Source organism: Archangium lipolyticum, assembly GCF_024623785.1.
Taxonomy (GTDB): Bacteria; Myxococcota; Myxococcia; order Myxococcales; family Myxococcaceae; genus Archangium; species Archangium lipolyticum.
Genome location: NZ_JANKBZ010000044.1, coordinates 1 through 21,611, shown reverse-complemented (window position 1 = coordinate 21,611; position 21,611 = coordinate 1). Strand labels below are relative to the sequence as shown.

General features: G+C 68.6%; 18 protein-coding genes and 1 rRNA gene. 7 read left to right on the top strand and 12 right to left on the bottom strand.

Annotation, left to right across the window (positions count from 1 at the left end; genetic code table 11):
* Positions 1-17 precede the first annotated feature (17 nt).
* Complete coding sequence (aspS, locus tag NR810_RS47365; RefSeq protein WP_257462391.1) at positions 18-1,838, bottom strand: aspartate--tRNA ligase; 1,821 nt, start codon at positions 1,836-1,838, stop codon at positions 18-20.
* A gap of 150 nt (positions 1,839-1,988) precedes the next feature.
* Here aspS and NR810_RS47360 point away from each other — a divergent pair, with 150 nt between their 5' ends.
* The 3 genes from NR810_RS47360 to NR810_RS47350 all read left to right on the top strand — a co-directional run bounded on the left by NR810_RS47360 (position 1,989) and on the right by NR810_RS47350 (position 4,463).
* The gene (locus NR810_RS47360; RefSeq protein ID WP_257462390.1) at positions 1,989-3,263 is read left to right on the top strand and encodes a hypothetical protein; all 1,275 of its coding nucleotides are present in this window, start codon (positions 1,989-1,991) and stop codon (positions 3,261-3,263) included.
* A complete protein-coding gene (locus NR810_RS47355; protein ID WP_257462388.1) occupies positions 3,260-4,033 on the top strand; it encodes a hypothetical protein in 774 nt (257 codons plus the stop codon). Before NR810_RS47360 ends, NR810_RS47355 begins: the two co-directional genes overlap by 4 nt.
* Before the next feature lie 208 nt (positions 4,034-4,241).
* Positions 4,242-4,463 (top strand): YHS domain-containing protein, encoded by a 222-nt coding sequence (locus tag NR810_RS47350; RefSeq protein WP_257462387.1) that lies wholly within the window; start codon positions 4,242-4,244, stop codon positions 4,461-4,463.
* Positions 4,464-4,510: 47 nt separating this feature from the next.
* On the opposite strand, the gene recJ is transcribed toward NR810_RS47350, so the two are convergent.
* Complete coding sequence (gene recJ, locus NR810_RS47345) at positions 4,511-6,223, bottom strand: single-stranded-DNA-specific exonuclease RecJ (RefSeq protein WP_257462386.1); 1,713 nt, start codon at positions 6,221-6,223, stop codon at positions 4,511-4,513.
* A 216-nt stretch (positions 6,224-6,439) separates the two neighbouring features.
* Here recJ and NR810_RS47340 point away from each other — a divergent pair, with 216 nt between their 5' ends.
* Positions 6,440-7,039, top strand: coding sequence for a hypothetical protein (locus NR810_RS47340; RefSeq protein WP_257462385.1), 600 nt, complete (start codon positions 6,440-6,442; stop codon positions 7,037-7,039).
* An 83-nt stretch (positions 7,040-7,122) separates the two neighbouring features.
* On the opposite strand, the gene secF is transcribed toward NR810_RS47340, so the two are convergent.
* The 6 genes from secF to NR810_RS47310 all read right to left on the bottom strand — a co-directional run bounded on the left by secF (position 7,123) and on the right by NR810_RS47310 (position 14,090).
* Positions 7,123-8,298 (bottom strand): protein translocase subunit SecF, encoded by a 1,176-nt coding sequence (gene secF, locus NR810_RS47335; RefSeq protein WP_257462384.1) that lies wholly within the window; start codon positions 8,296-8,298, stop codon positions 7,123-7,125.
* A 21-nt stretch (positions 8,299-8,319) separates the two neighbouring features.
* Positions 8,320-10,089, bottom strand: a complete 1,770-nt coding sequence (gene secD / locus NR810_RS47330) for a protein translocase subunit SecD (protein ID WP_257462383.1) — start codon at positions 10,087-10,089, stop codon at positions 8,320-8,322.
* On the bottom strand, positions 10,089-10,433 hold the full coding sequence (yajC, locus tag NR810_RS47325) for a preprotein translocase subunit YajC (RefSeq protein WP_257462382.1): 345 nt from the start codon (positions 10,431-10,433) through the stop codon (positions 10,089-10,091). Before yajC ends, secD begins: the two co-directional genes overlap by 1 nt.
* A gap of 215 nt (positions 10,434-10,648) precedes the next feature.
* Positions 10,649-11,833, bottom strand: coding sequence for a tRNA guanosine(34) transglycosylase Tgt (gene tgt / locus NR810_RS47320; protein ID WP_257462381.1), 1,185 nt, complete (start codon positions 11,831-11,833; stop codon positions 10,649-10,651).
* 13 nt (positions 11,834-11,846) lie between these two features.
* Positions 11,847-12,932 carry a tRNA preQ1(34) S-adenosylmethionine ribosyltransferase-isomerase QueA gene (queA, locus tag NR810_RS47315; protein WP_257462380.1) on the bottom strand — a complete coding sequence of 362 codons (1,086 nt, stop codon included), beginning with the start codon at positions 12,930-12,932 and terminating at the stop codon, positions 11,847-11,849.
* Between the two features lie 48 nt (positions 12,933-12,980).
* A complete protein-coding gene (locus NR810_RS47310; RefSeq protein WP_257462378.1) occupies positions 12,981-14,090 on the bottom strand; it encodes a SpoIID/LytB domain-containing protein in 1,110 nt (369 codons plus the stop codon).
* Between the two features lie 26 nt (positions 14,091-14,116).
* Here NR810_RS47310 and NR810_RS47305 point away from each other — a divergent pair, with 26 nt between their 5' ends.
* From NR810_RS47305 to NR810_RS47295, 3 genes are all read left to right on the top strand, one after another.
* Positions 14,117-14,701, top strand: a complete 585-nt coding sequence (locus NR810_RS47305; RefSeq protein WP_257462377.1) for a hypothetical protein — start codon at positions 14,117-14,119, stop codon at positions 14,699-14,701.
* Between the two features lie 41 nt (positions 14,702-14,742).
* On the top strand, positions 14,743-15,069 hold the full coding sequence (locus tag NR810_RS47300) for a hypothetical protein (protein ID WP_257462376.1): 327 nt from the start codon (positions 14,743-14,745) through the stop codon (positions 15,067-15,069).
* A 116-nt stretch (positions 15,070-15,185) separates the two neighbouring features.
* Positions 15,186-15,731 carry a hypothetical protein gene (locus NR810_RS47295; protein ID WP_257462374.1) on the top strand — a complete coding sequence of 182 codons (546 nt, stop codon included), beginning with the start codon at positions 15,186-15,188 and terminating at the stop codon, positions 15,729-15,731.
* Between the two features lie 10 nt (positions 15,732-15,741).
* Here NR810_RS47295 and NR810_RS47290 read toward each other — a convergent pair whose 3' ends face one another.
* The 4 genes from NR810_RS47290 to rrf form a co-directional block, all read right to left on the bottom strand.
* Positions 15,742-16,953 carry a KamA family radical SAM protein gene (locus NR810_RS47290; protein WP_257462467.1) on the bottom strand — a complete coding sequence of 404 codons (1,212 nt, stop codon included), beginning with the start codon at positions 16,951-16,953 and terminating at the stop codon, positions 15,742-15,744.
* The gene (locus NR810_RS47285; RefSeq protein ID WP_257462372.1) at positions 16,953-18,323 is read right to left on the bottom strand and encodes a KamA family radical SAM protein; all 1,371 of its coding nucleotides are present in this window, start codon (positions 18,321-18,323) and stop codon (positions 16,953-16,955) included. The genes NR810_RS47290 and NR810_RS47285 overlap by 1 nt, the downstream gene beginning before the upstream one ends.
* Positions 18,324-18,419: 96 nt before the next feature.
* A complete protein-coding gene (locus NR810_RS47280) occupies positions 18,420-21,251 on the bottom strand; it encodes a serine/threonine-protein kinase (RefSeq protein WP_257462371.1) in 2,832 nt (943 codons plus the stop codon).
* Between the two features lie 295 nt (positions 21,252-21,546).
* Positions 21,547-21,611, bottom strand: a 5S ribosomal RNA gene (gene rrf / locus NR810_RS53090); the annotation flags it as partial.

The window sequence follows — 21,611 nt, the reverse complement described above, 5'->3', positions numbered from 1 at the left end:
CTGGAGTCCCTCCTGGCCTACTTCTGCGGCAGCGGCACGGGGCGCACGTGGACTTCGCGCAGCTGCCTGTCGTCCACGTCACCCGGCGCGCCCGTCATCAGGTCCGTGCCCGTCTTCGTCTTGGGGAACGGGATGACGTCACGCAGGGACTCGGCGCCGGTCAGCAGCATCACCAGCCGGTCCATGCCCAGCGCGATGCCACCGTGCGGCGGGGCGCCGAACTTGAGCGCGTCCAGCAGGAAGCCGAACTTCGTCTTCGCCTCCTCGTCCGAGATGCCCAGGGCCTTGAACACCTCGGCCTGGACCTTCGGGTCGTGCAGGCGGATGGAGCCGCCGCCGATCTCGAAGCCGTTGAGCACCACGTCGTAGCGGTGGCACTTCACGCGGCCCGGATCCGTGAGCAGGTACTGCACGTCCTCGTCGTGCGGCCGGGTGAAGGCGTGGTGCGCGGCCGCCCACGTCTTGGTCTCCTCGTCGTACTCGAAGAGGGGCGGGTTGACGACCCAGAGGAACTTCCACACGCCGCCACTGCCGTACTCGGGGATGAGCCCGAGCTTCTTGGCCACGTGCACGCGCAGGTTGGCCATCACCGTGTGCACCAGCGACTCGCGGCCGAACTGGAACACGAGGAGGTCGCCCGTCTTCGCGTTGCACGCCTGGTTGATGGCCTGGCGCAGCGCCGGGGAGATCGTCTTGGACAGGGGCGACTGCGTCCACTCACCGCCCTCGCCCACCTTGGCGCGCGCCAGTCCCTTGGCGCCGTTCTGCTTGGCGAACTCCTCCAGCTTGTCGCTCTCCGCGCGGCTCATCGGCTTGTCCGCGGGGAGCACCATCGCCTTGACGATGCCGCCCTGCTCCACCGCCTCCCAGATCATCGGCACGCCGCCCGCGGCGCCGTGCTGGCGGATGAGGTCCGTGAGCACGATGTGCTCCAGCCCGAAGCGCAGGTCCGGCTTGTCGTTGCCGTACTTCTCCATGGACTCGTCGAAGTTCATCCGCATGAACGGCGTGGGGATGTCGATGCCCAGCACCTCGCCCCACAGCCGCTTGAGCAGGCCCTCGATGATGGTGAAGATGTCGTCCTGGGTGACGAAGCTCATCTCCACGTCGATCTGCGTGAACTCGGGCTGCCGGTCCAGACGCAGGTCCTCGTCGCGGAAGCACTTGACGATCTGGAAGTAGCGGTCGAAGCCCGCCACCATGAAGAGCTGCTTGTAGAGCTGGGGGCTCTCGGCCAGGGCGTAGAACTTGCCCGGGTTGAGCCGGCTGGGGACGAGGAAGTTGCGCGCGCCGCCCGGCGTGTACTTGCCCATGAAGGGCGTCTCGAGCTCCAGGAAGCGGTTGTCCACCATGTACGAGCGGGTGATCGCGTTCATCTTCGAGCGCGTCATCAGCGTCTGCTGCAGCGGCCGGCGGCGCAGGTCCAGGAAGCGGTACGCCAGGCGCTTCTCCTCCGCCGTGTCCACGTTGTCCTCCACGAGGAACGGCGTGGGCTCGGAGCGGTTGAAGATGGTGAGATCCGACGCCTTGATCTCGATTTCACCCGTCTTGAGCTTGGGGTTCACCTGGGCGCCGCGCGAGGCGACCTTGCCCTTGATGCCGATGCAGTACTCGAGCCGCAGCTGGCCGGCCAGCTCGTGGGCTTCCTTCGCGATGTCCGGCTCGAAGACCACCTGCGTGAGACCCTCGCGGTCTCGCAGATCGATGAAGACCGCGCCGCCGTGGTCTCGCCGGTTCTGCACCCAGCCGAAGAGGACGACTTCCTCACCGATGTTCGCCTTGGTGAGCTGCCCGCAAGTATGAGTACGCTTGACCTCGGTGATGAACGGGACCGCCATGACACCGCCTGTTACAGATGGAGTGGGAAGGGCGGGACCATAGAGAGCGTGGAAACGACGCGTCAAGGAATCCGAGAAGGCACCGGGCAAGCCGCCTGACCCGCCCCCCCGGCTTCTGATGGCCACCGGACCCGTAGTATGAAGGGCGACATGGTCCGAAAGCTGACAGCCGCCGCCGCGCTCGCGACGCTCGCCGTCTCGTGCGCGCCGGAAACCCAGACGCCCGTGAAGGTCCGTGCGCTCGTGCGCTCCAGTGATGGGCAGTACGCCCCCCTGGAGGTGGAGCTCAAGACGGTCACCGACATCGTCTCCCTCGAGGGCACGGTCATCAAGCTCCAGGGAGGAGCCAACATCCGCCTGGACTCGAGGGATCCCGAGGCCCAGGCCGCCACCACCGACGAGGCGCTGGAGCGCGCGCTGGTGAAGGACGACGGGTACCGCGTCACCGCCAACTACATCACCGACGAGAAGGGCGTGCTGTGGCCGGCGGACTTCCACACGTGGAACCTCGTCACCACGTATTACAACTTCGAGCGCGCCTGGGACTACTTCACCACCACCGTCGAGGTGAAGAAGGAGGAGCTGCCCCAGACGAAGGTGTACTACTTCCCCGAGTTCGTCCTGGCCGACTCGAGCACGAAGCCGCAGCTCGACAACGCCCTCTTCTTCGCGCCGACGCGCTCCTTCATGGTGCTCCCCTTCGAGTCCATCCAGAAGGCGCCGCTGGCCCTCAACGCCTCCATCCTCACGCACGAGTACGCGCACCTGGTCTTCAGCCGCCGGGTGTATGACGGCCGGGGCATCCCCGAGGCCATCGCCGCCTGGACGATCGGCGGGGGCTCGCCCACCCCGGGCCTCAACGTCATCAAGTCGCTGGACGAGGGCCTGGCGGACTTCCACGCCTACGTGGCCTCGTGCAGGTCGAGCTTCGGCTGCAACACGCGCGTGCTGGACTCCTCCTACGAGGGCAAGCCCGTGGAGGATCGCGACCTGTCGCAGAACTGGTGCATGAGCAAGGAGCTGCGCGACCTGATGTTCTACGGCAACTTCACCGTGTTCTCCGGCCGCGAGTACCAGGTGGGCACCATCCTCGCGAGCGCGCTCGTCAAGGCCTCCAGGACGGACGCCGACCGGCAGGTGCTGGCGCGCGCGGTGGCGGCGGCCTACTCGGATACCAACCCGCTGAAGTACGGCTTCAACCAGCTGGCCCGCGCCGCCCTGAACAAGCAGGAGGACTTCTCCCTGGGCCGCGCCGCCCGGGCCATCGTCCAGCACATCCCCGCCGGCAACATCGACCTGAAGCAGACGGTGTGCACGCGGCTCGCCACCCACCTGCAGATCCCCATCTCCGAGCTCTCCGAAGGACAGGACGCCTGCCCGCAGAGCACCACCCTCTCCGACGCCTGCCCGGTGATCGCCCCATGAAGACCGCTGCCGCGCACTCCTGGCTCCTGCCCTGTCTCCTCGGAGGGCTCGCCCTCGCCACGCCCGCGTTCGGGCAGGATGACGAAGACAAGCCCTACGCCTACCCGGACGAGGAGCAGTCCGAAGAGGTGAACACCCCGCCGCGCCGCCGCGCCGAGCCCGAGGACACGGTGGACGACTTCCGCCGGGTGTCCGAGGAGGACGGCGAGGAGGGGAAGTTCAAGGCCCTGGCGGGCCTGGACGACCCGAACACGGGCATCGCCTTCGAGGTGCTCGGTGGCGCGATGGCGCTGAGCAGCTCGCGCGGGCAGCTCGCCGACATCCTGCCGGCCGTGGGCGGGCGCTTCACCTGGGAGTTCGGCCGCATCCTCAACGTGGAGCCGCTGCGCGAGGCGCTCTGGTTCGACGTGCGCTACACCTACGCCGGGGTGCGCGAGGGCACGCAGCTCGTCATCGGCGACACGCGGCTGCACTACGCCTCCATCGCTCCGGCGTACGAGCTGACCTTCGGCGAGAGCAAGGACTACGGCGTCTACGCGCAGGTGGGCGGAGGCATCGTGTGGCAGCACACCGCGATCGAGGTGGGCGGCAAGGTGACGCCGGTGGACGGCATCAAGTCCCTCATCCAGTACGGCGTGGGCCTGCGGGGCCGCACCCCGCTGTCCTCCGAGTCCAACCTGCGGCTGGCCTGGCGCGTGGAGCTGATGCGCTTCCGCCGCGGTTACATGGACGACACCTTCCTGGGCGCGAGCGTCGGCACCGCGTTCTAGGACCTCGGGGCGGGTCGTCCAACCGGCCTTGCCCCACGGTGCAATAGCCACCCGCGATCGCGGAAAACTTTTCCCCTCGCGGGTCCTCCTTCGCCTCAGTGTTGGACTTCCCCCTCCGCAACCCCTCGAATCCACGAGGCTCGCCGCTGGCATGCCCGCTGCTTTGGGCTCTGGCATCGGTACGGTGAGTCTGGTGGGGAGGCGAGGGATGAAGGACGTTCAGAAGCGGCACCTGGATCCTGTCTGCGGCAAGCACCTGGAGGCGCCCGAGGGTCGTCCGTCCACGGAGTACAAGAAGCGCAAGTATTTCTTCTGCTCGGAGCGGTGCCGCACGGCCTTCGAGCGGCAGGCGGAGCGCTTCCGCATGAACGACCTGGCGCGGGCGGGTGCGCTCCTGACGCCGGGACGGGTTCGCTGGGGCATCGCCTGAGGGACATATACCCTCACCCCAGCCCTCTCCCAGAGGGAGAGGGAGCGTCAGGCGGCGACGCGCAGATCCTTCAGCTTGAGCGACAGCCGGCGCTGGCCGCGGAAGGTGTCGAAGCTGGCCTGGAAGGCCAGATCCACCGGCCCCTCGGTGAGTGCCAGCCGGTCCGCCATGCCGAAGCCAATGGCGTCCACGGCCGGTGCATCCACCAGCGCCAGCTTGAGGTGGCCAGCACCCCCGGACTTGTGCGGTAGCACGCGCGGGCGGGCCACCTGGTGGCGCAGCACCAGCACCGGCTCGGGGTTGCCCTGTCCGAAGGGCCCGAGCTTCTGCAAGGCCTCCACCGCCGGCTCGTCCAGCTCGCGCACGCCCACCACCGCGTCCACCTTGCAGCGCGGAATCAGGTCCTCCGGCGTCAGCCGCTGTCTGGCGATGCGCTCGAAGGCCTCGCGGAAGGCGGGCAGGTGCTTCGCCTCCACGGTGAGGCCGGCGGCGTGCTTGTGCCCACCAAAGCGGGCCAGCATGTCCGCGCACCCGCTGAGCGCGTCGTACAGGTGGAAGCCCTCGATGCTGCGCGCCGAGCCCTTCCCCACCCCGTCCTTCACGCCCACCATGACCGTGGGCCGGTGATAGCGCTCCACCACGCGCGAGGCGACGATGCCGATGACGCCCGGGTGCCAGCCGTCCGCGTAGAGGACGAAGCCCCTCGCCTGATCGGCCCGCTCCGCCGCCTGGGCGAGCGCCTCGGTGAGGATTCCGCTCTCGATGGCCTGCCGCTCGGCGTTGGCGTGGTCCAGCACCTTCGCCAGCGAGCGCGCCGCGTCGAGCGAGTCCGAGCACAGCAGCTGCAACCCCAGGGACGCGTCATGCAGCCGGCCCGCGGCGTTGATGCGGGGCCCGAGCCGGAAGCCCACCTGCCCGGCGGTGACGGGGCTGTCCGCGTCGAGGCCGGCGACCTCCTTGAGAGCGCGCACGCCGTGGCGGCGGCCCGCCGACAGCTCCTGGAGGCCGTGGTGAACGAGGATGCGGTTGGCGCCCGTGAGGGGTACCACGTCCGCCACCGTGGCCATGGCCACCAGGTCCAACAGCGCCTTGAGGTTGGGCTCCTTGCGGGTGGCGAACCAGCCGTCCTCGCGCAGCTTCTTGCGCAACCCCATGCAGAGGTTGAAGGCCACGCCGGCGGCGCACAGGTGCTTGGTGGGGTACTCGCAACCGGGCTGGTGCGGGTTGAGCACCGCCACGGCCGGGGGCAGCGTGGGCGGCACCGTGTGGTGATCCACCACCACCACGTCCAGGCCCAGGTCCCTGGCCCTCGAGATCTCCGCCACGGACGTGACGCCGCAGTCGAGCGTCACCAGCACCCGGGTGCCATCCGCGGCGATCTTCTCCACCGCCTGGAGGTTGAGGCCGTAGCCCTCGTCCAACCGGTGGGGGATGTACGTGGCCGGCCGGGCGCCCAGCTCCCGGAGGAACAGGGCCAGCAGCGACGTGGAGCACACCCCGTCCACGTCATAGTCGCCGTAGAGGGTGATGCTCTCCTTCTCGCGGATGGCGCGGAAGAGCCGCTCCACGGCGGCGGCCATGCCCTTCATCCGGAACGGATCGGGCAGATCCGCCAGCCTGTCGGACAGGAAGGCCGAGGCGGCCTCGGGCGTGCGCAACCCGCGGTGCACCAGCACGCGCGCGGAGAGCGGATGCAGCCCGAGCTCCACGGCCAGTGACGCGGCCTGCTCCTGGGGCACCTCCGGCATCAACCAACGCACGTTCGCAACCCCTCCTCGGAGGCCCTCCATGGGCACCCGGGCCAGAAGTCCACCCTCAGTCTACCTCGGAAGTCTCTCCGTGGGAACCCGACCTGGTGCTCGCTCCGCCGGCCCTGGGGCGACCAGGCGGACGAGCGTTTCTCGGATGCCCTCCGGGCGCACGCGTTGCGGTGGGTGCACAGCTTGAAATGCACGGCATCGAACAAGGAGGTCTGCATGACACACAGGGGCATCCGGGTGGCGGCCCTGGCGCTCGGGTTGGGAGTGGCCGGTACCGCGATGGCACAGGATGGGTATCCGAGGCAAGGAGATGTAAACGTCTTCGTGGACGGCGGCATCGGCGGGTACACGGGAGATCTCGGCGGACTGACGGCCACGGGACCCACGTGGGGCGTCACCCTCAATCTCCAACCCTTCAAGATGCTGGGCTTCGAGGTGGGTTACGACGGCTCGAAGAACGACGTGACGGACGACCGCTTCCGAGCCTCCGAGGCCCCGGCCTTCATCCGCCATGGCGCGAGCAGCCTGGTGAAGCTGTCGCCGCCCATGGAGCGCATCCGCCCCTTCGTGGGAGGTGGGCTCGGCGTCTCCTACGTCTACGCGCGGGGCGCGCAGGCGGGTGGTCCATACGAGTCGGACCTGATGGAGGAGATCCCCCTGGCGGCGGGTGTCGAGTTCAACACCGGAGCGCTGACGGCGGGCATCCGGGGCACCTACCGGATCCTCGTGGACGACGGCTTCGCGGACGCGGCGGTGCCGGGTGACGCGAGCGGCGGCCTGCTGGACGCCAGCCTCACGGTGGGTGGCCGCTTCTGACACCGTCCCCCTGAAACACCGAAGGCCCTCGACCCCGCGGTGACGCGGAGCACGAGGGCCTTCCGTGCGCATTCAGCCGCCCCTCATCCCGGGGTGGTCGGCTGCATCCCCCCACCCTTCTGGCGGGCCTCGCGAGCGGCGGCGCGCTCATCGAGCCAGATGGTGAGCGGGCTGGCGATGTACACGGAGGAGTACGTACCCACGAGGATGCCGACGAGCATCGCCCAGGCGAAGTCGCGGATCTCTCCCACGCCGAAGATGAGCAGACCCACGAGCGAGAGGGCCGTGGTGCCCGAGGTGAGGATGGTGCGGACCAGGGTGTCGTTGATGGCGATGTTGATGACCTCCGCCAGCGGCTTGCCCTTGAACTTGCCCATGTCCTCGCGGATGCGGTCGTAGATGACGATGGTGTCGTTGACCGAGTAGCCCACGATGGTGAGCAGCGCGGCGATGGCGGTGAGGCTGAACTCGGCGCGGCTGAACAGGTAGAAGCCGGCCACCATCACCACGTCGTGGAGCATGGCGAGCAGCGCGCCCGGGCCGAACTTGAAGTCGAACCGGAACGCCACGTAGATGAGGATGGCCACCATGGCGTACAGCAGCGCCATGACGGCGCGGTTGCGCAGCTGCTTGCCGACCTGCGGGCCGACGTACTCGGTGCGGCGCATCTCGAAGTCCGGCTTGTCCTGCTGCTCCACGCCCGACATCAGCGCGCTGCGGATGCGGTCCGCCATGCCACTGGCGACGACCTGGTAGTCGAAACCACCGGCCTGCGCCTGGCCCAGCTCGCGCACCTCTTCCACACCCGTGCCGGAGCCCTCCACCGCCTTGCGGACCTGCTCGGCGGACATGGGCTGCTCGGAGCGGAAGTTGATGATGCCGTTGGCCAGGTCCGTGACGACGTTCTTCACCGGGCCCAGCGCCTGGATGGCCTCCCGGGCCTTGGCCGAGCTCTCCTCGGTGAGCTGGGTCACACCGCCCAGCCGCAGCAGGAACGAGTTCTCGTCCGCCGAGCCGATGCTCTGCACGGACACGTCGTGCAGCCCACCCGACTCGGCGCGCTTGCGCACGTCCGCGGCGTTGATGGAGTGGTCGAACTTCACCTCCACCACCGTGCCGCCCGCGAAGTCCACGCCGAGGTTGAAGCCCCACACGGCGATGCCCACCAGGATGATCAGGTTGATCACCGTGGAGATGAAGATGGCCGGCTTGCGCTTGCCGATGAAGTCGATGTTCGTCTTGTTCTTGAGGATCTGCATCTGCGTTCCCCTGGGGCCTGCTTAGACGGACACCGTCTGCGCGTTACGGCCGTGGACGAAGTAGGTCATCATCACGCGCGTCACGAGGATGGACGTGAAGAGCGAGGCCAGCAGGCCGATGATGAGCGTGGTGGCGAACCCGCGAATCGGACCCGTCCCCGTGAAGAAGAGGATGAAGCCGGCGATGAGCGCGGTGACGTGCGCGTCGAAGATGGTCCAGAAGGCGCGGTCGTAGCCCTGGTCCACCGCGGCGCGAGCCGTCTTGCCGTGGCCGAGCTCCTCGCGGATGCGCTCGTTGATGAGCACGTTGGCGTCCACCGCGACTCCCAGCGTCAGCACGAAGCCGGCGAGGCCCGGCAGCGTGAGCGTCGCGTTGAAGAGCGCCAGACCGCCCAGGATGAGCAGGCCGTTGAGCAGCAGCGCCACGTCCGCGATGATGCCGGCGCCCTTGTAGTAGAAGGCCATGAAGGCGATGACGCACAGCACGCCCAGCGCCGCGGCCAGGCTGCCCTTGCGGATGAGCTCGTCGCCCAGCGAGGCGCCCACCTGGCGGATCTCACCGGTGGTCACCGGCGCCGGCAGCGCGCCCGCCTTGAGGGCCAGCGCCAGCGTCTGCGCGTCCGACAGCCACTCCTGCAGGGGACGGCCACCCGCGCGGCCCATGGTGATGCGGGCCCGGCCACCGCCGATGCGCTCGTTGATGCGCGGCGCCGACTGCACGTAGTCGTCCAGCACGATCGCCATGCGCCGGCCCGTGCCCTTCTCGGTGAGCTGCTCGAACTCGCGCGCGCCGGCCGCGTCGAAGCTGACGTTCACCTCCGGCTCGTTGAGCTGGCTGAGCGAGGCATCCGCGCCCGTCAGGCTCTCGCCCGTCAGCGGCACTTCCTTCTCCACCAGGAAGGTGCGGTAGCTGTCGCACACGCCCTTCTTCGTCGCGCTGGGCACGCACTCGAGCAGGACCTCGCGGTTCTCGGGCGTCTTGTCCTTGAAGTAGGCCAGCAGCGCCTCGCGGTCGGGGCCCTGCAGCTGCGGGAAGCCCTCGGTGTTGGTCAGCGTGATGTTGCTGCCCTCCGGAGGAGGATTCTGCTGGATGACCTGCCCGAAGAAGTCGGTGGTGTCGTCCACCATGCGGAACTCGAGCTGCGCCGTGGTGCCCACCAGCTCCTTGGCCTGCTCGGGATCATTGCGGCCCGGCAGGGAGATCTGGATGGCGTCGGTGCCCAGCTTGCGCACGTCCACCTCGGCCACGCCCCACTTGTCGATGCGGCGGCGGATGACGAGCATCGCCTGGTCCACCGACTCCTCGCGGAAGCGGTTCACCTGGCCCTCGTCGGGAGCGAGCGTCAGCTTCGCCCCGTCACGCCCCACCCGGACGAAGTCGGTGAAGGTGGCGAGCACCTCCTTCTCGATGGCGTCCATGGTGGCCGGATCCTGCGCCGTCAGCGTGAGCTGGAGCGCCTGGGGATCCGTATCCACGGACACCTGGCCCAGCTGCTTGTCGTTGATGTAGCGGGCGATCTGATCACCCCGGCGCTCGGTCCGCTTCTGGAGCGCCGTATTGGTGTCCACCCGCATCACCATGTGGATGCCGCCCTGCAGGTCCAGCCCCAGGTTGATGCGGTACTTCGCGGGGGGAGCCCACTTGGGCAGGCGCTCCTCGAGCAGCGCCAGGTTGTTGCGCTCGCTCTTGTCGAGCACGAACATCGAATAATAGGAGGGGATCAGGAACCACACGGTCAGCAGCGTCACGCCGATGACCAGGCCCAACCTCCAGTACCAGCCGCGGTCCATTACTTCTCCTCCTTCTTCTCTTCGGTCTTGGCGGCCGGCTCGCTCACCGCGAACCTGCCCGCCACGGACGACTTGAGCACGCGGATGCGTACCCCGGTGGCCACCTCGAGCGTCACCTCGCGCTCGGAGACGACCTGGATGCGCCCGATGATTCCACCCTGGGTGATGACCTCATCACCCTTCTTCAGCCCGGAGAGCAGCTCGCGGTGCGCCTTCATCTGCTTCTGCTGGGGGCGAATCATCACGAAATACATGATGGCGAACAGGCCGATGATGAAGACGATGTTCATCATCCCGCCGGGTCCGCCCGCTGCCTGGGCGAGGATCAGAAAGCTGTCTGCCACAAACGGCCTCGTTGCTTGGAAGGGGTTCGGCCCCTCCGTCGTCCACCAGCGGACAACGGATAAGCCGGAAAGGTGGGCCTCTTAGCAGCAGGCGCACACCCCGGGCAAGTGAACGGCGAGGAGGGTCGGGCCTTTCCGAGGTGCGTCATGCCCGCCCGCCCACCTCCTGGACGCGCCCTCCCGAGGGGACCGGCCGTCTGGATGGCCGCCGGGGGTCACTTCTTCTGGGTGCGCTCGGCCTCCTGGGCCCGGGCCTTCTCCCGGAAGTCGCGGGCGAAGGAGGTGTACCGGTCCTCGGCGATGGCCTGGCGCACGTCCTTCATCAGGGTGAGGAAGTAGTGGAGGTTGTGGAGGGTGTTGAGCCGCATGGCGAGGATTTCACCCGCCACGAAGAGGTGACGCAGGTAGGAGCGGCTGAAGTTGCGGCAGGTGTAGCAGGTGCACGCCGGGTCGGCCGGCCGGGGATCCTTGGCGTAGGCGGCGTTGCGGATGACGACCTTGCCCTCGGAGGTGAAGAGCAGGCCGTTGCGCGCGCAGCGGGTGGGCAGCACGCAATCGAACATGTCCACCCCGTGCTCCACGCAGGTGACCAGGTCCACGGGCGTGCCCACGCCCATGAGGTAGCGCGGCTTGTCCCGGGGGAGCAGCGGAGCGGAGAAGGCCACGCCCTCGTGCATGGCCTCGGGAGTCTCACCCACCGAGAAACCGCCGAGCGCGTAGCCCGGCAGGTCCACCGCGCACACCTCCTCGGCATGGGCCTTGCGCAGATCCTTGTTCAGGCCGCCCTGGACGATGCCGAAGAGAGAGGAGCGCTCGCGGCTCCAGGCCTTCACGCACCGGTGCAGCCAGCGCGTGGTGCGCGCCAGGGACTTCTCCATGTAGGCCCGGTCCTCGGTGGAGGGCGGGCACTCGTCGAAGGCCATGATGATGTCGGCGCCGAGCGTCTCCTGGATTTCGATGGAGCGCTCGGGGGACAGCATGATGTGGCGCCCGTCCAGGTGCGACTGGAAGGCCGCGCCCTCCTCGGTGATTTTGCGCTTCTCGGCGAGGCTGAAGACCTGGAAGCCGCCGCTGTCGGTGAGCATGGGGCGGTCCCAGGAGATGAAGCGGTGCAGGCCGCCCATCTCCCCCACCAGGTCGTCTCCGGGCCGGAGCATCAGGTGGTAGGTGTTGCCGAGGATGATTTGAGCATCGAGCGTCAGCAGCTCATCCGGGCCCACGCCCTTGACGCTGCCCACGGTGCCCACGGGCATGAAGATGGGCGTCTCGATGAGACCATGGGGGGTGTGCAGCCGTCCCCGGCGGGCGCGCGAGCCCGAGGCGTCCTCGTGCAGCAGCTCATAGCGCACCAGGCTCGGTGGAACCCGGGTGTCACCCTTCTCCTTGCGCGGCTCTCCCATTGCGTCGTGTCTCCTACTCCGTCACCAGCATCGCGTCGCCGTACGAGAAGAACCGGTAGCCGGCGGCGACCGCCTCCCGGTAGGCCGCCAGGGTGCGCTCCCGGCCGAGCAGCGCGCTCACCAGCACCACCAGCGTGGAGCGCGGGAGGTGGAAGTTGGTGAGCATCACGTCCACCTGCCGGAAGGCGAAACCGGGGCGGATGAAGAGGGTCGTCTCGCCGGGACCGGCGCGCAGGCGCCCTGTCCCGGGGTCCGTGGCGGACTCCAGGGTGCGCACCACCGTGGTGCCCACCGCCACCACCCGGCGGCCCTCGGCCCTCGCGGCGTTCACCGCCTGGGCGGTGGCCTCGGGGACGAAGTAGCGCTCCGGGTGCATGTGGTGCTTCTCCAGGTTCTCCTCGCGCACGGGCAGGAAGGTGCCCGGCCCCACATCCAGCGTCACCTCGACACGGTGGATGCCCCGGGCGGCCAGGGCCGCGAAGGTGGAGTCGGTGAAGTGCAGCCCCGCCGTGGGCGCCGCCACCGCGCCCGAGGCCCGCGCGTATACCGTCTGATAGCGCTCGGCGTCCGAGGCCTCGGGGGCGCGGGTGATGTAGGGGGGCAGCGGCAGGCGGCCGGCCTTCGCCAGCACCTCCGCGAGCGACGTACCCGGCGCGGCGTGGAAGCGAACCCGGTACTCCCCTCCTCCGAGCGCCTCGAGAATCTCCGCCTCCAACCCCTCGGGGAAGGACACGCGGGCCCCGGGCTTGAGGCCCTTGGAGGCCTGGCCGAGGCAGATCCACTCGAGCGCCTCGGCGGCGGCGCCGAGCGCCTGCGAGGTGAGCGTGGGAGCGGAGGGGCGGACGACGAGCAGCTCCACCCGGCCGCCGGTGCCGGCCTTGGAGCCGAGGAGACGTGCGGGGATGACACGCGCGTCGTTGACGACGAGCAGGTCGCCCTCGCGCAGCAGCTCGGGCAGCTCGGCGAAGCGGCGGTGGGCCCACGCGCCGGAGGAGCGGCTCACCACCATGAGGCGGGAGGCATCGCGGGCCGACAGGGGGGCCTGGGCGATCTGCGCCTCGGGGAGCTCGAAGTCGTAATCGGAGAGCAGTGACGACACGGAGGAGGGGCTTGTAACAGCCCGGACGCCGCGACGAAACGGGATGTGTCAGTAGAGCTGCTGGAGCTCGGTCCCCGGGTAGTAGTGCAGGAGGATGTCGCGGTAGGAGAGGCCCTGGTCCGCGAGCGCCTTGGCGCCCCACTGGCAGAGGCCCGCGCCATGGCCGTAGCCACGGCCGTTGAAGTGCCAGCCGCCCGAGGTGCGCTCCACGTCGAACTCCAGGCTCTTGAGCTTCGTGTAGCCGAGCTTGCGCCGGAAGGCCGCCCCATCGAGCGAGGCGCCGCCCGAGGTGGCGACCCGGTTCACCCGGCGGGTAGGGGTACGGGAGGTGACGCGAAAGCCCTCGGTGGACTGGCCAAGGGCGGAATGCAGCTCGGAGTCGGAGACGGTGGCGCTCCAGCGGCTGGCGGGCAGCCGGCCACACGGGCAGTCCACGGCCTGGAGGTAGGGGAGGTCTCGCTGGAGGGCATCCTGGCCGGTCTCGGTGCGGCCGCCGCAGGAGGCATGGAAGTAGGCCTCGATGGGGGCGAGCTCGTAGGTGAGCACCTCGCCGCGGGTGGCCTCCACGGCGGCGCGGGTGCGCGGGTCCTCGCGGTTGACGCCGCCGTAGACCTGGTGGAGCACGCTGCTGCCCATGTGGAAGGGGCTGCCGTAGGTCTCGAGCTTCTTCTGGAGGGCGTAGGTGCGAGCGGCGACGGCCTGGGCCTTGAGGGCCTCCGGAGGGAAGGAGACGGGCATCTCACTGCCGAGCACGGCGGTGAGGTAGTCCTCGAGCGGGATGACGTTGATGAGCTGGAGCCCGTCCTTGTAGAGGCGCACCACCACGTCGCCGCGGACCTGCATGTCGCCCGCGCGCAGGGGGGAGGAGCCGGGCACGCCCGCGTCGTCCGAGTCCGCGCCGCCCGCGCGGAAGCGCACCGCGTTGCCCATGACGGGTGCCCCATTGAGCTCCAGACGGGAGCCACGGCGCCGCACGATGACGCCCTCCTGGTTGAGCGGGGAGAAGCGGGCGTCCTCGGTATCGGGGCCGAAGGACAGGCCCCGGCCACTCACGCGCACCTCTCCGTGGGAGTCGCCCATGGCGATGCGCATCGTCTCCACGGCGAGCGCCTGGAGAGGCGCGAGCAAGAGCAGCAGCAGTGCAACAGGTCGCGACATGAGGGCAAGTGTAGGGGGGGATGCTCATGGCTCAAGAAATCGGCCGGCGGATGACGGAGAATGCCGCCCCCGTGTCCCCTGCCCCCGACATTTCCCGGCTGACGGCCGCCGAGCTCGGCACCGCGCTGCGAGCGCTGCCCTACCGTCAGGCCGCCTTCCTCGTGACGCGGCTGGTCCAGGGCCGCACGCAGGAAGAGAGCGCGGCCTTCTACGGCATCTCCCGGGAAGCCTTCTCCGTGCACCTGCTGAGGGGGGGGTTGGCGCTGACGGATGCAATGGCCCTCCCCTGCCGTCCACCGGAGAACGACGCGGAGGAGGACGTCTGGGCGCGAACGCTCACCGAGGCACTGGAGCGTGAAACGGTGGTGGTGCCCGCGGCGCTGGGGGAGACGGTGGCGCTGTGCCGGAGATTACGAGCACTGGGTGGGGAGGTGGCGGTGGTGCTCGAGACCACCGAGCGAGAGGAGGAGACGTCTCCGAAGCGCCAGAGGGAGGACTGGCTGAGGAAGCTGGCGGTGCTGGCCCTGCTGGGGTTGACGGCGTACATGTACTGCAACCGGGCCGAGGAGCCTCCGGAGCGCCCAGGCCAGACCCGGCCCCGGGAGCGCTGAGGACCCTGGACGGAGCGAGCGGCCGCGCGTAAGGGAGACACATGCGCGCTGCGAGCCTTGCCCTGCTGATGCTGGCCGTCGTGGGATGTCACAAGCAGGTGGTGGAACCCCGGGTAGCGGGTTCGGACGACGAACAGATCACCACCTACGAGGCGCAACTCGAGGAGCTACGGTCGAGGGGAACGGAGGGAGACCTCTCCTGTGACGACCGATGCACGCTGAGCACGAGGACGTGCGAGATAGCGGAGAACCTCTGCAAGCTGGTGGCGGAGCATCCGGATCGAACGGATCTGCCGCGGAGGTGCGTGCAGGCGAGGGAGAGCTGCGCGGAGGGAACGGACAGCTGCACGCGCTGCCGGGAGCGCTGAGCCACTCCACCCCCTCTCCCTCTGGGAGAGGGACGGGGTGAGGGTATAGGACCCCCGGGTTGTACCCACGACCCCCCGCAGTCCCGTACGATACCGAGGCCCATCCAGGAGTCCCCATGACCCGCCGTCTGTCCATGCTGATGCTGTCGACCTGGCTCACCGTGCCGAGCCTTGTGCTCGCGGAGGATCTCACGCCCGAGCAGATGGCGCGGATCCGGAGGGACGAGAAGGCGGCGATGGACAAGGTGAACGCGGCGTACGGCAACAAGAAGCCGTCGGAGCTGAGCACGGAGGAGCGCCGGCAGATCATCCGCGAGCAGCAGGAGGCGGCGCGCGGAGTGATGGAGAAGCACGGGGTGTCGGCGAAGGACTACGCGCGACAGACGGCGAGGATGGGGCCGAAGGGGAACGAGGCGGTGGAGGCGGCGGAGAAGGGCCTGGAGGCGAAGGAGAAGGCGGCGGCGGCGGCGGCGAAGACCGAGGGCAACGGGACGGAGGAGATCCAGATCCAGCAGGGCATCAACGAGGAGAACCCGGTGATGCTGGAGGAGCAGGAGGGAGCGCCGCCCGTGGTGGAGGTGGAGATGGGACTTCCCGCGGGAGAGGGAGAGCTGGGCTCGGAGACCCTGCCGACGGTGGAGATGCCGTCCGGGGAGCAGTGAGGCGGGAGCCCTACCCCCAGCGGCGCTGCTGCCAGACGGAGTCGTAGGGGCAGGAGCAGTCGGTCTCTTCCGGCTCGGGGTAGACGTAGCGCTCGCCCTTGTAGTTGCGGAAGAGGGTCTCGTGCTCGCCGCGCTCGAGGACGTAGTCGGGTTGGAGGGTCACCTTGCCACCGCCGCCGGGCAGGTCGACGGCGAGGTGGGGAACGGCGAGGCCGGTGGTGTGGCCGCGGAGCTGCTGGAGGATCTCCATGCCCTTGGAGATGGGGGTGCGCAGGTGCTCGCAGCCCTGGGCGACGTCCATCTGGTGGAGGTAGTAGGGGCGGACGCGGATGCGCAGCAGGGAGTGGGAGAGCTCCTTGATGATGCGGGCATCCGAGTTGAGCCGGCGCATGAGGACGGCCTGGTTCTCGACGGGGACGCCGTGGTCCACGAGCCGCTCACAAGCCTCACGGGCCTCGGGAGTGACTTCCTTGGGGTGGTTGAAGTGGGTGACGACGTAGACGGGGGCGTAGCGGCGCAGGAGTCGGGCCAGCGAGTCGGTGACGCGCATGGGCAGACACACGGGCACGCGGGTGCCGATGCGGACCATCTCCACGTGGGGAATCTCGTGGAGGGGGGCGAGCAGCTCCTCGAGCCGCTCCTCGGAGAGGAGGAACGGATCTCCGCCGGAGATGAGGACGTCACGGACCTCGGGGTGACGGCGGATGTAGTCGAGGCCGCGGCGCATCTGCTCCTTGGAGAGCTCGGCCTCGCCGCCCTTGGTGATGCGGCGGCGGGTGCAGTGGCGGCAGTAGACGGAGCAGGTGTCGAGCGCGAGGAAGAGCACGCGGTCCGGGTACTTGTGGACGATGGCCTCCTCGGGGCGGGTCTTGTCCTCGCCGAGGGGGTCCTCGAGCTCACCGGGGCGGATGCGGGCCTCGGCGCGCACGGGGATGGACTGCATCCGGATGGGGCAGAGCGGGTGCTCCCTGTCGATGAGGGACAGGTAGTAGGGGCTGATGCCGATGCGGAACAGGGAGGAGGTCTCCTGCACGCCGGCGCGCTCGTCGGGCGTGAGGGGGACGTACTTCTCCAGCTGGGCGAGGTTGCGAACGGCATGACGCTGGTGCCAGCGCCAGTCGGCCCACTCGGTGTCCGTGGCCTCGGGAAAGAGGGCCCGGCGCCCGGCCTCGGAGGCCGGACGCGCGGAAGCGCCCTTGGAGGGCGGCACTGGGGGGAGCATCACGCCGCCTTGGCCTGCTCGCGCCACCACTGCTGACCGGCCTCGGGCAGCGTGTAGATGGGGTCGAAGTACTCGTACTTGCGGGTGAGGGCCTCGGCGTCATCGCCCTCGATGCCAGTGCGGTAGTTCTTGGTCCAGTACGAGATGCCGCGGACCTGGTCGTACTCGGCGACCTGGTGGATCCACCGCTTCCCGACGAAGGGCACGTCGCAGACGATGCGTGGGGTGGCGAAGCCGGGCATGTACCCCATGATGTCGTGCTGGAGCTTCTGGGCCTCGGCCACGCTGAGGCGCCAGTGCTCCGAGTTGGGGATCATGTCGCACATGTAGAAGTAGTACGGGAGGATCTTCGCGTGATCGAGCAGGGTGAAGCACAGCTCGAGGAGATCCTTGGGGGTGCTGTTCACGCCGCGCAGCAGGACGCCCTGGTTGCGCACGTCGCGGAAGCCCATGTCGAGCAGCTTGCGGACGGCCTTGCCGACGAGGGGGGTGAGCTGGCGGGCGTTGTTGACGTGGGTGTGGAGGGCGAGGTCCACGCCGCGCTCATTGGCCTTCTTGGCGAGCCGCTCCAGCCCCTGGAGGACGGAGTCCTGGAGGAAGTGCTGGGGGATGGCCATGAGGCCCTTGCTGGCCAGGCGGATGTCCCGGATGTTGGGGATGTCGAGCAGGGCGCTGACGAAGGGCTCGAGGGCCTGGATGGGGAGGTTGGCGATGTCCCCGCCGCTGACGACCACGTCGCGGACGGTGGGCGTGCGGCGCAGGTAGTCGAGCATCTGCTCGTAGCGCTCCTTCTGCCCGAGCTGGAAGCGGTGCTTCTGGACCTGGGGGACGTCGTTGCCGACGAGGTCCATACGGGTGCAGTGGCCGCAGTACTGGGGGCAGGTGGGGAGCATCTCCGCCAGCACCTTGGTGGGGTAGCGGTGGGTGAGACCTTCCACGGCCCACATCTCCGCCTCGTGGAGGCTGTCGCGGCTGGCCTTGGGGTGGTTGGGCCACTCGGGGTGCCGGTCATCGAAGGCGGGCAGCATGTAACGGCGGACCGGGTCGTTCCACAGGTCCGTCTCGTCCATGGTGTTGATCATCTGGGGCGGGACGAGGATGGACATCGTCGCCCGCTCGCGCTGATCGCGCTCGAGGCTGGCCAGGAGGTCATCGGGCAGGAAGTGGCCGAGGACGGCCTTGAGCTCCTTGAGGTTCTTGACGGTGTGCTTGCGCTGCCAGACGGAGCTCTCCCAATCGGTCTGGGTCACGTCCTTGTAGCCGGGCAGGCGCCGCCAGTCGGGCTCCACGAACTCGCGGCGGAGCGGATAGGAGAAAGGCTGCTGCGCGGGGCCGGCCGAGGAGGCCTTGCCGCGGATGGGCGTCGTCATGGCGATCCACCTTAATGGAAACAGCACCCGGGAGTCGGGGTCCCGGGTGGAGCTCCCTCTTTACCCAACAAAGGGAAGAGGGCAACGAATGCGTGACTACTCGACGGCGATGTTGATGAGCTTGGCCATGTCCCCCTCGGTGATGTTCACCTTCTGGGGCTTGCTCTGCTTGCCGTCGAGCTTGAAGACGACCGTGTGGCTGCCTACCGGGAGGATCACCGGGTTGCCGAACGCGGCGGGGGTATCCCGGCCGGTGTACTTGCCATCGACCCAGATCTGGGCACCGAGCGGCTTGGAGCTGCAGGCGAGCTTGCCCTTGGCGGTGGTCCGAGGCGCGGCAGCGGAGGCCTTCACCACGGCGGGCTTGGGCTCGGGCGTCTTCTTCACGACGGCTGGACGCTCGGGGGGAGGCGCAGGTGGCTGCTCCTTCTCGAGCGCGAAGGCCACCTTCACCTCGGTCTCCCCCTCGGAGCGGAACTTGCTCGAGAAGGGCTTGTAGCCGGCGCGCTTGACGGTGAAGGAGTAGCTCTTGCCGATGGAGAGGTCGGAGAGCTTCGCGTCGGGGGTCTTGCCCACGCGCTTGCCGTCCACTTCGATCTCCGCGCCGGCCTCTCCGACGAACACCGCCGCGAAGGTGGTCGGTTTGGCCGGCTGCTCCGGAGCGGACGGGGTACCCGTGCCCGTGCCCGTACCGGTTCCGGTGGCCGAAGCAGTCTGCGGCTCGTCCTTCTCGTCCGGAGCGTCCTCCGGCTGCTGCGAATCCGACGGGGTGCCCGTCTGGCCCGTCTGGGGACCCGTACCGGTTCCAGTCCCGGTACCCGCGGCGGCGACCTGGGAGTCACCGCCGGCCGGCTTGTCGGGAGCGTCGGCGGGAGGTTCGGCATCCAGCGACACGGAGACCACCTGGGGGCTCTGTCCCTTGGCGACGGAGACCTCCTGCTCGGCGGGCAGATGACCCGGAGCAGTGGCGGTCAGCTTGTGGGTGCCCTCGGAGAGCTCGATGACCTGGTTCTGAGCGACGACCTGCCCGTCGATCCGGACCTCGGCCCCCTCGGCGGGCTGGACGGAGATCATCAAGCTGCCGGTGCTGGGACCGGAGAACAACACGGCGCCCAGCACCACGAGCACGAGCAGTACGGCGCCCGCGGCCACGCCAATGAGGGCCTTCGGGGGGAGCTTCTTGCCAGTGGAGGGGGCACGCGGAGCCGACGGCTTCGACTTCTCCTGGGCGGATTTCTGCGCCGTCGAGGAGATGTCGATGGGGCCGGTCGCCTCCTCTTCCTGGGGATCGCCCGCGGTCTCCTGCGTGCGAGGCTCCTCGCCATACTCGTCCGGCGGCTCCTCCTCGGACAGATGCTGCTCGTCCTGATCCGCCTCCGAGTGATGGGAGGCGTACGGATCCTCCTCATCCATTTCGAGCCGCGGCCGCTGACCGGTGGGCATGGGGCTGACCATGGTGCCGCCCGATTCGATCTGGCCGACGCGGGTGGCGTTGGACTCGACGGGTTCTTCCGAGTCCAGGCGTGCCGTGGGAGCGGGTCCGACGACGGTCGCACCCGAGTAGCCCTCCCCTTCCTCGCCGATGACCACCTGCTGCCTGCCGGCGCCGCGGAACTTCTCGCGAGGCGTGGGAGGAATGGTCTCGTCCTCGGGAGGCAGGTAGCCGCCGGTCTCACCGGTCAGGCTGTCATCGACCAGCACGCTCGCCGAGGGCTCTGGAGCGGAAGAATCCGGCCGAAGGGCCCGGGCCGAGTCGACGATCTGCGTCTTGTCCCCTGCCCCATCGAGCTCCGCCAGTTCCTCCTCGGTGGGGGGAGGCACATAACCGCTCTTCACGGCGGGCTGGGCGGGAGACGTGGGGGAGCGGCCGGCCACGGGCGTCGCGGGGGTGGCTTGCTGCCGCCGCTGCGTGCGGGAGATGTCACCGGTGACGCCCGAGGTCTCGATCTGATCCGGGCGCTCGACGGTGGAGTACCGCTCCATCTTCTCGGCCTCGCGGATGATGTCCTCCGCGAAAGCCTCCTTCATGAAGCCGGACAGATGCTTGGACGAGTAGATGGCGTCGCCGGCCAGGAGGAACCGCATCAGGTCCTCCTGCAGATCCGACCCCCACTGGTAGCGATCCTCCGCATCGCGGGCGAGGGACTTCATCAACACCTTCTCGAGTCCCGCCGGGATGTTCGGATTGAACTGCCGCGGCATGGGCACGTCCGCGCTGCGGACCTTCTCCAGGGTGGAGAAGTCCGACTCGCCGACGAACAACCGCTCTCCGGTCAGCAGCTCGTAGAGGATGACGCCCACGGCGAAGACGTCGCTGCGACGGTCGATGGGCAGGCCGCGGACCTGCTCCGGGCTCATGTAGCCGAACTTGCCCTTGAGGATGCCGGCCTGCGTCTTCTGCGAGCGGTTCGCCGCCTTGGCGATACCGAAGTCGATGATCTTCACCTCGCCTTCGTACGAGATGAGGATGTTCTGCGGAGACACGTCGCGGTGGATGATGTTCAGGTCCTGCCCGCGTGCGTCCTTCTTGCGGTGGGCGTAGTCGAGCCCCTCGCAGATCTTCGAGGCGATGAAGACGGCCTGGGCCGTGGGCATGATCTCCTTGCGCCGCCGGTAGCGCTCCAGGAGCGTGCGCAGATCCCGCCCGGCCACGTACTCCATGGCGATGAAGTAGGTGTCCTCGTGTTTGCCGAGCTCGTGGATGTGCACGATGTTGGCGTGGTTCAGCTGAACGCTGATCCGCGCCTCGTCGATGAACATCGTGATGAACTCTTCGTCCTCCGCCATCGTCGGGAGGATCTTCTTGATGGCGAGGATCCGCTCGAACCCTTCGACACCGAAGGCCTTGGCCGTGAAGACCTCCGCCATGCCGCCAACGTTGATGCGCTCGAGGAGGAGGTACTTCCCAAATAGGGTCGGCTTCTTCATTGCGTGGATCCGCCCGCACCCGGAGGGCCACAGCGCCGTCCGAGGAGCAGTGGGTGGGAAAACCGGACGAACCCGGGACTTTAGTCGGAGCACGAACGGGGAGTCAAACCGCACCTGGAGGCGGATTCCCCAAGAGTTCCAGCCACTTGGGCCATGAACGCTGGAGGGGAGCGAGCGGCCGACCTCGCGGGCCTGGAAGCGCCACGAACCTGGTCTCGTGCGGAGCACGCAAGGCCCGCAAAGGCGAAGGCCCCGAGTTCTCACGGGGTGTGAGGACTCGGGGCCTTCAAAAAAAATCCGGCAGCGACCTACTCTCCCGCGCGGTTTCCCGCGGAGTACCATCGGCTCTGGAGGGCTTAA

What these genes read in the sequence shown, in the direction of transcription:
- NR810_RS47285 (WP_257462372.1), bottom strand. Translation starts at nt 18,323, where the DNA reads ATGACGACGCCCATCCGCGGCAAGGCCTCCTCGGCCGGCCCCGCGCAG.
- NR810_RS47310 (WP_257462378.1), bottom strand. Translation starts at nt 14,090, where the DNA reads ATGTCGCGACCTGTTGCACTGCTGCTGCTCTTGCTCGCGCCTCTCCAG.
- NR810_RS47355 (WP_257462388.1), top strand. Translation starts at nt 3,260, where the DNA reads ATGAAGACCGCTGCCGCGCACTCCTGGCTCCTGCCCTGTCTCCTCGGA.
- NR810_RS47360 (WP_257462390.1), top strand. Translation starts at nt 1,989, where the DNA reads ATGGTCCGAAAGCTGACAGCCGCCGCCGCGCTCGCGACGCTCGCCGTC.
- NR810_RS47300 (WP_257462376.1), top strand. Translation starts at nt 14,743, where the DNA reads ATGCGCGCTGCGAGCCTTGCCCTGCTGATGCTGGCCGTCGTGGGATGT.
- aspS (WP_257462391.1), bottom strand. Translation starts at nt 1,838, where the DNA reads ATGGCGGTCCCGTTCATCACCGAGGTCAAGCGTACTCATACTTGCGGG.
- NR810_RS47340 (WP_257462385.1), top strand. Translation starts at nt 6,440, where the DNA reads ATGACACACAGGGGCATCCGGGTGGCGGCCCTGGCGCTCGGGTTGGGA.
- secF (WP_257462384.1), bottom strand. Translation starts at nt 8,298, where the DNA reads ATGCAGATCCTCAAGAACAAGACGAACATCGACTTCATCGGCAAGCGC.
- NR810_RS47295 (WP_257462374.1), top strand. Translation starts at nt 15,186, where the DNA reads ATGACCCGCCGTCTGTCCATGCTGATGCTGTCGACCTGGCTCACCGTG.
- secD (WP_257462383.1), bottom strand. Translation starts at nt 10,089, where the DNA reads ATGGACCGCGGCTGGTACTGGAGGTTGGGCCTGGTCATCGGCGTGACG.
- NR810_RS47280 (WP_257462371.1), bottom strand. Translation starts at nt 21,251, where the DNA reads ATGAAGAAGCCGACCCTATTTGGGAAGTACCTCCTCCTCGAGCGCATC.
- NR810_RS47350 (WP_257462387.1), top strand. Translation starts at nt 4,242, where the DNA reads ATGAAGGACGTTCAGAAGCGGCACCTGGATCCTGTCTGCGGCAAGCAC.
- NR810_RS47290 (WP_257462467.1), bottom strand. Translation starts at nt 16,953, where the DNA reads ATGCTCCCCCCAGTGCCGCCCTCCAAGGGCGCTTCCGCGCGTCCGGCC.
- NR810_RS47305 (WP_257462377.1), top strand. Translation starts at nt 14,117, where the DNA reads ATGGCTCAAGAAATCGGCCGGCGGATGACGGAGAATGCCGCCCCCGTG.
- tgt (WP_257462381.1), bottom strand. Translation starts at nt 11,833, where the DNA reads ATGGGAGAGCCGCGCAAGGAGAAGGGTGACACCCGGGTTCCACCGAGC.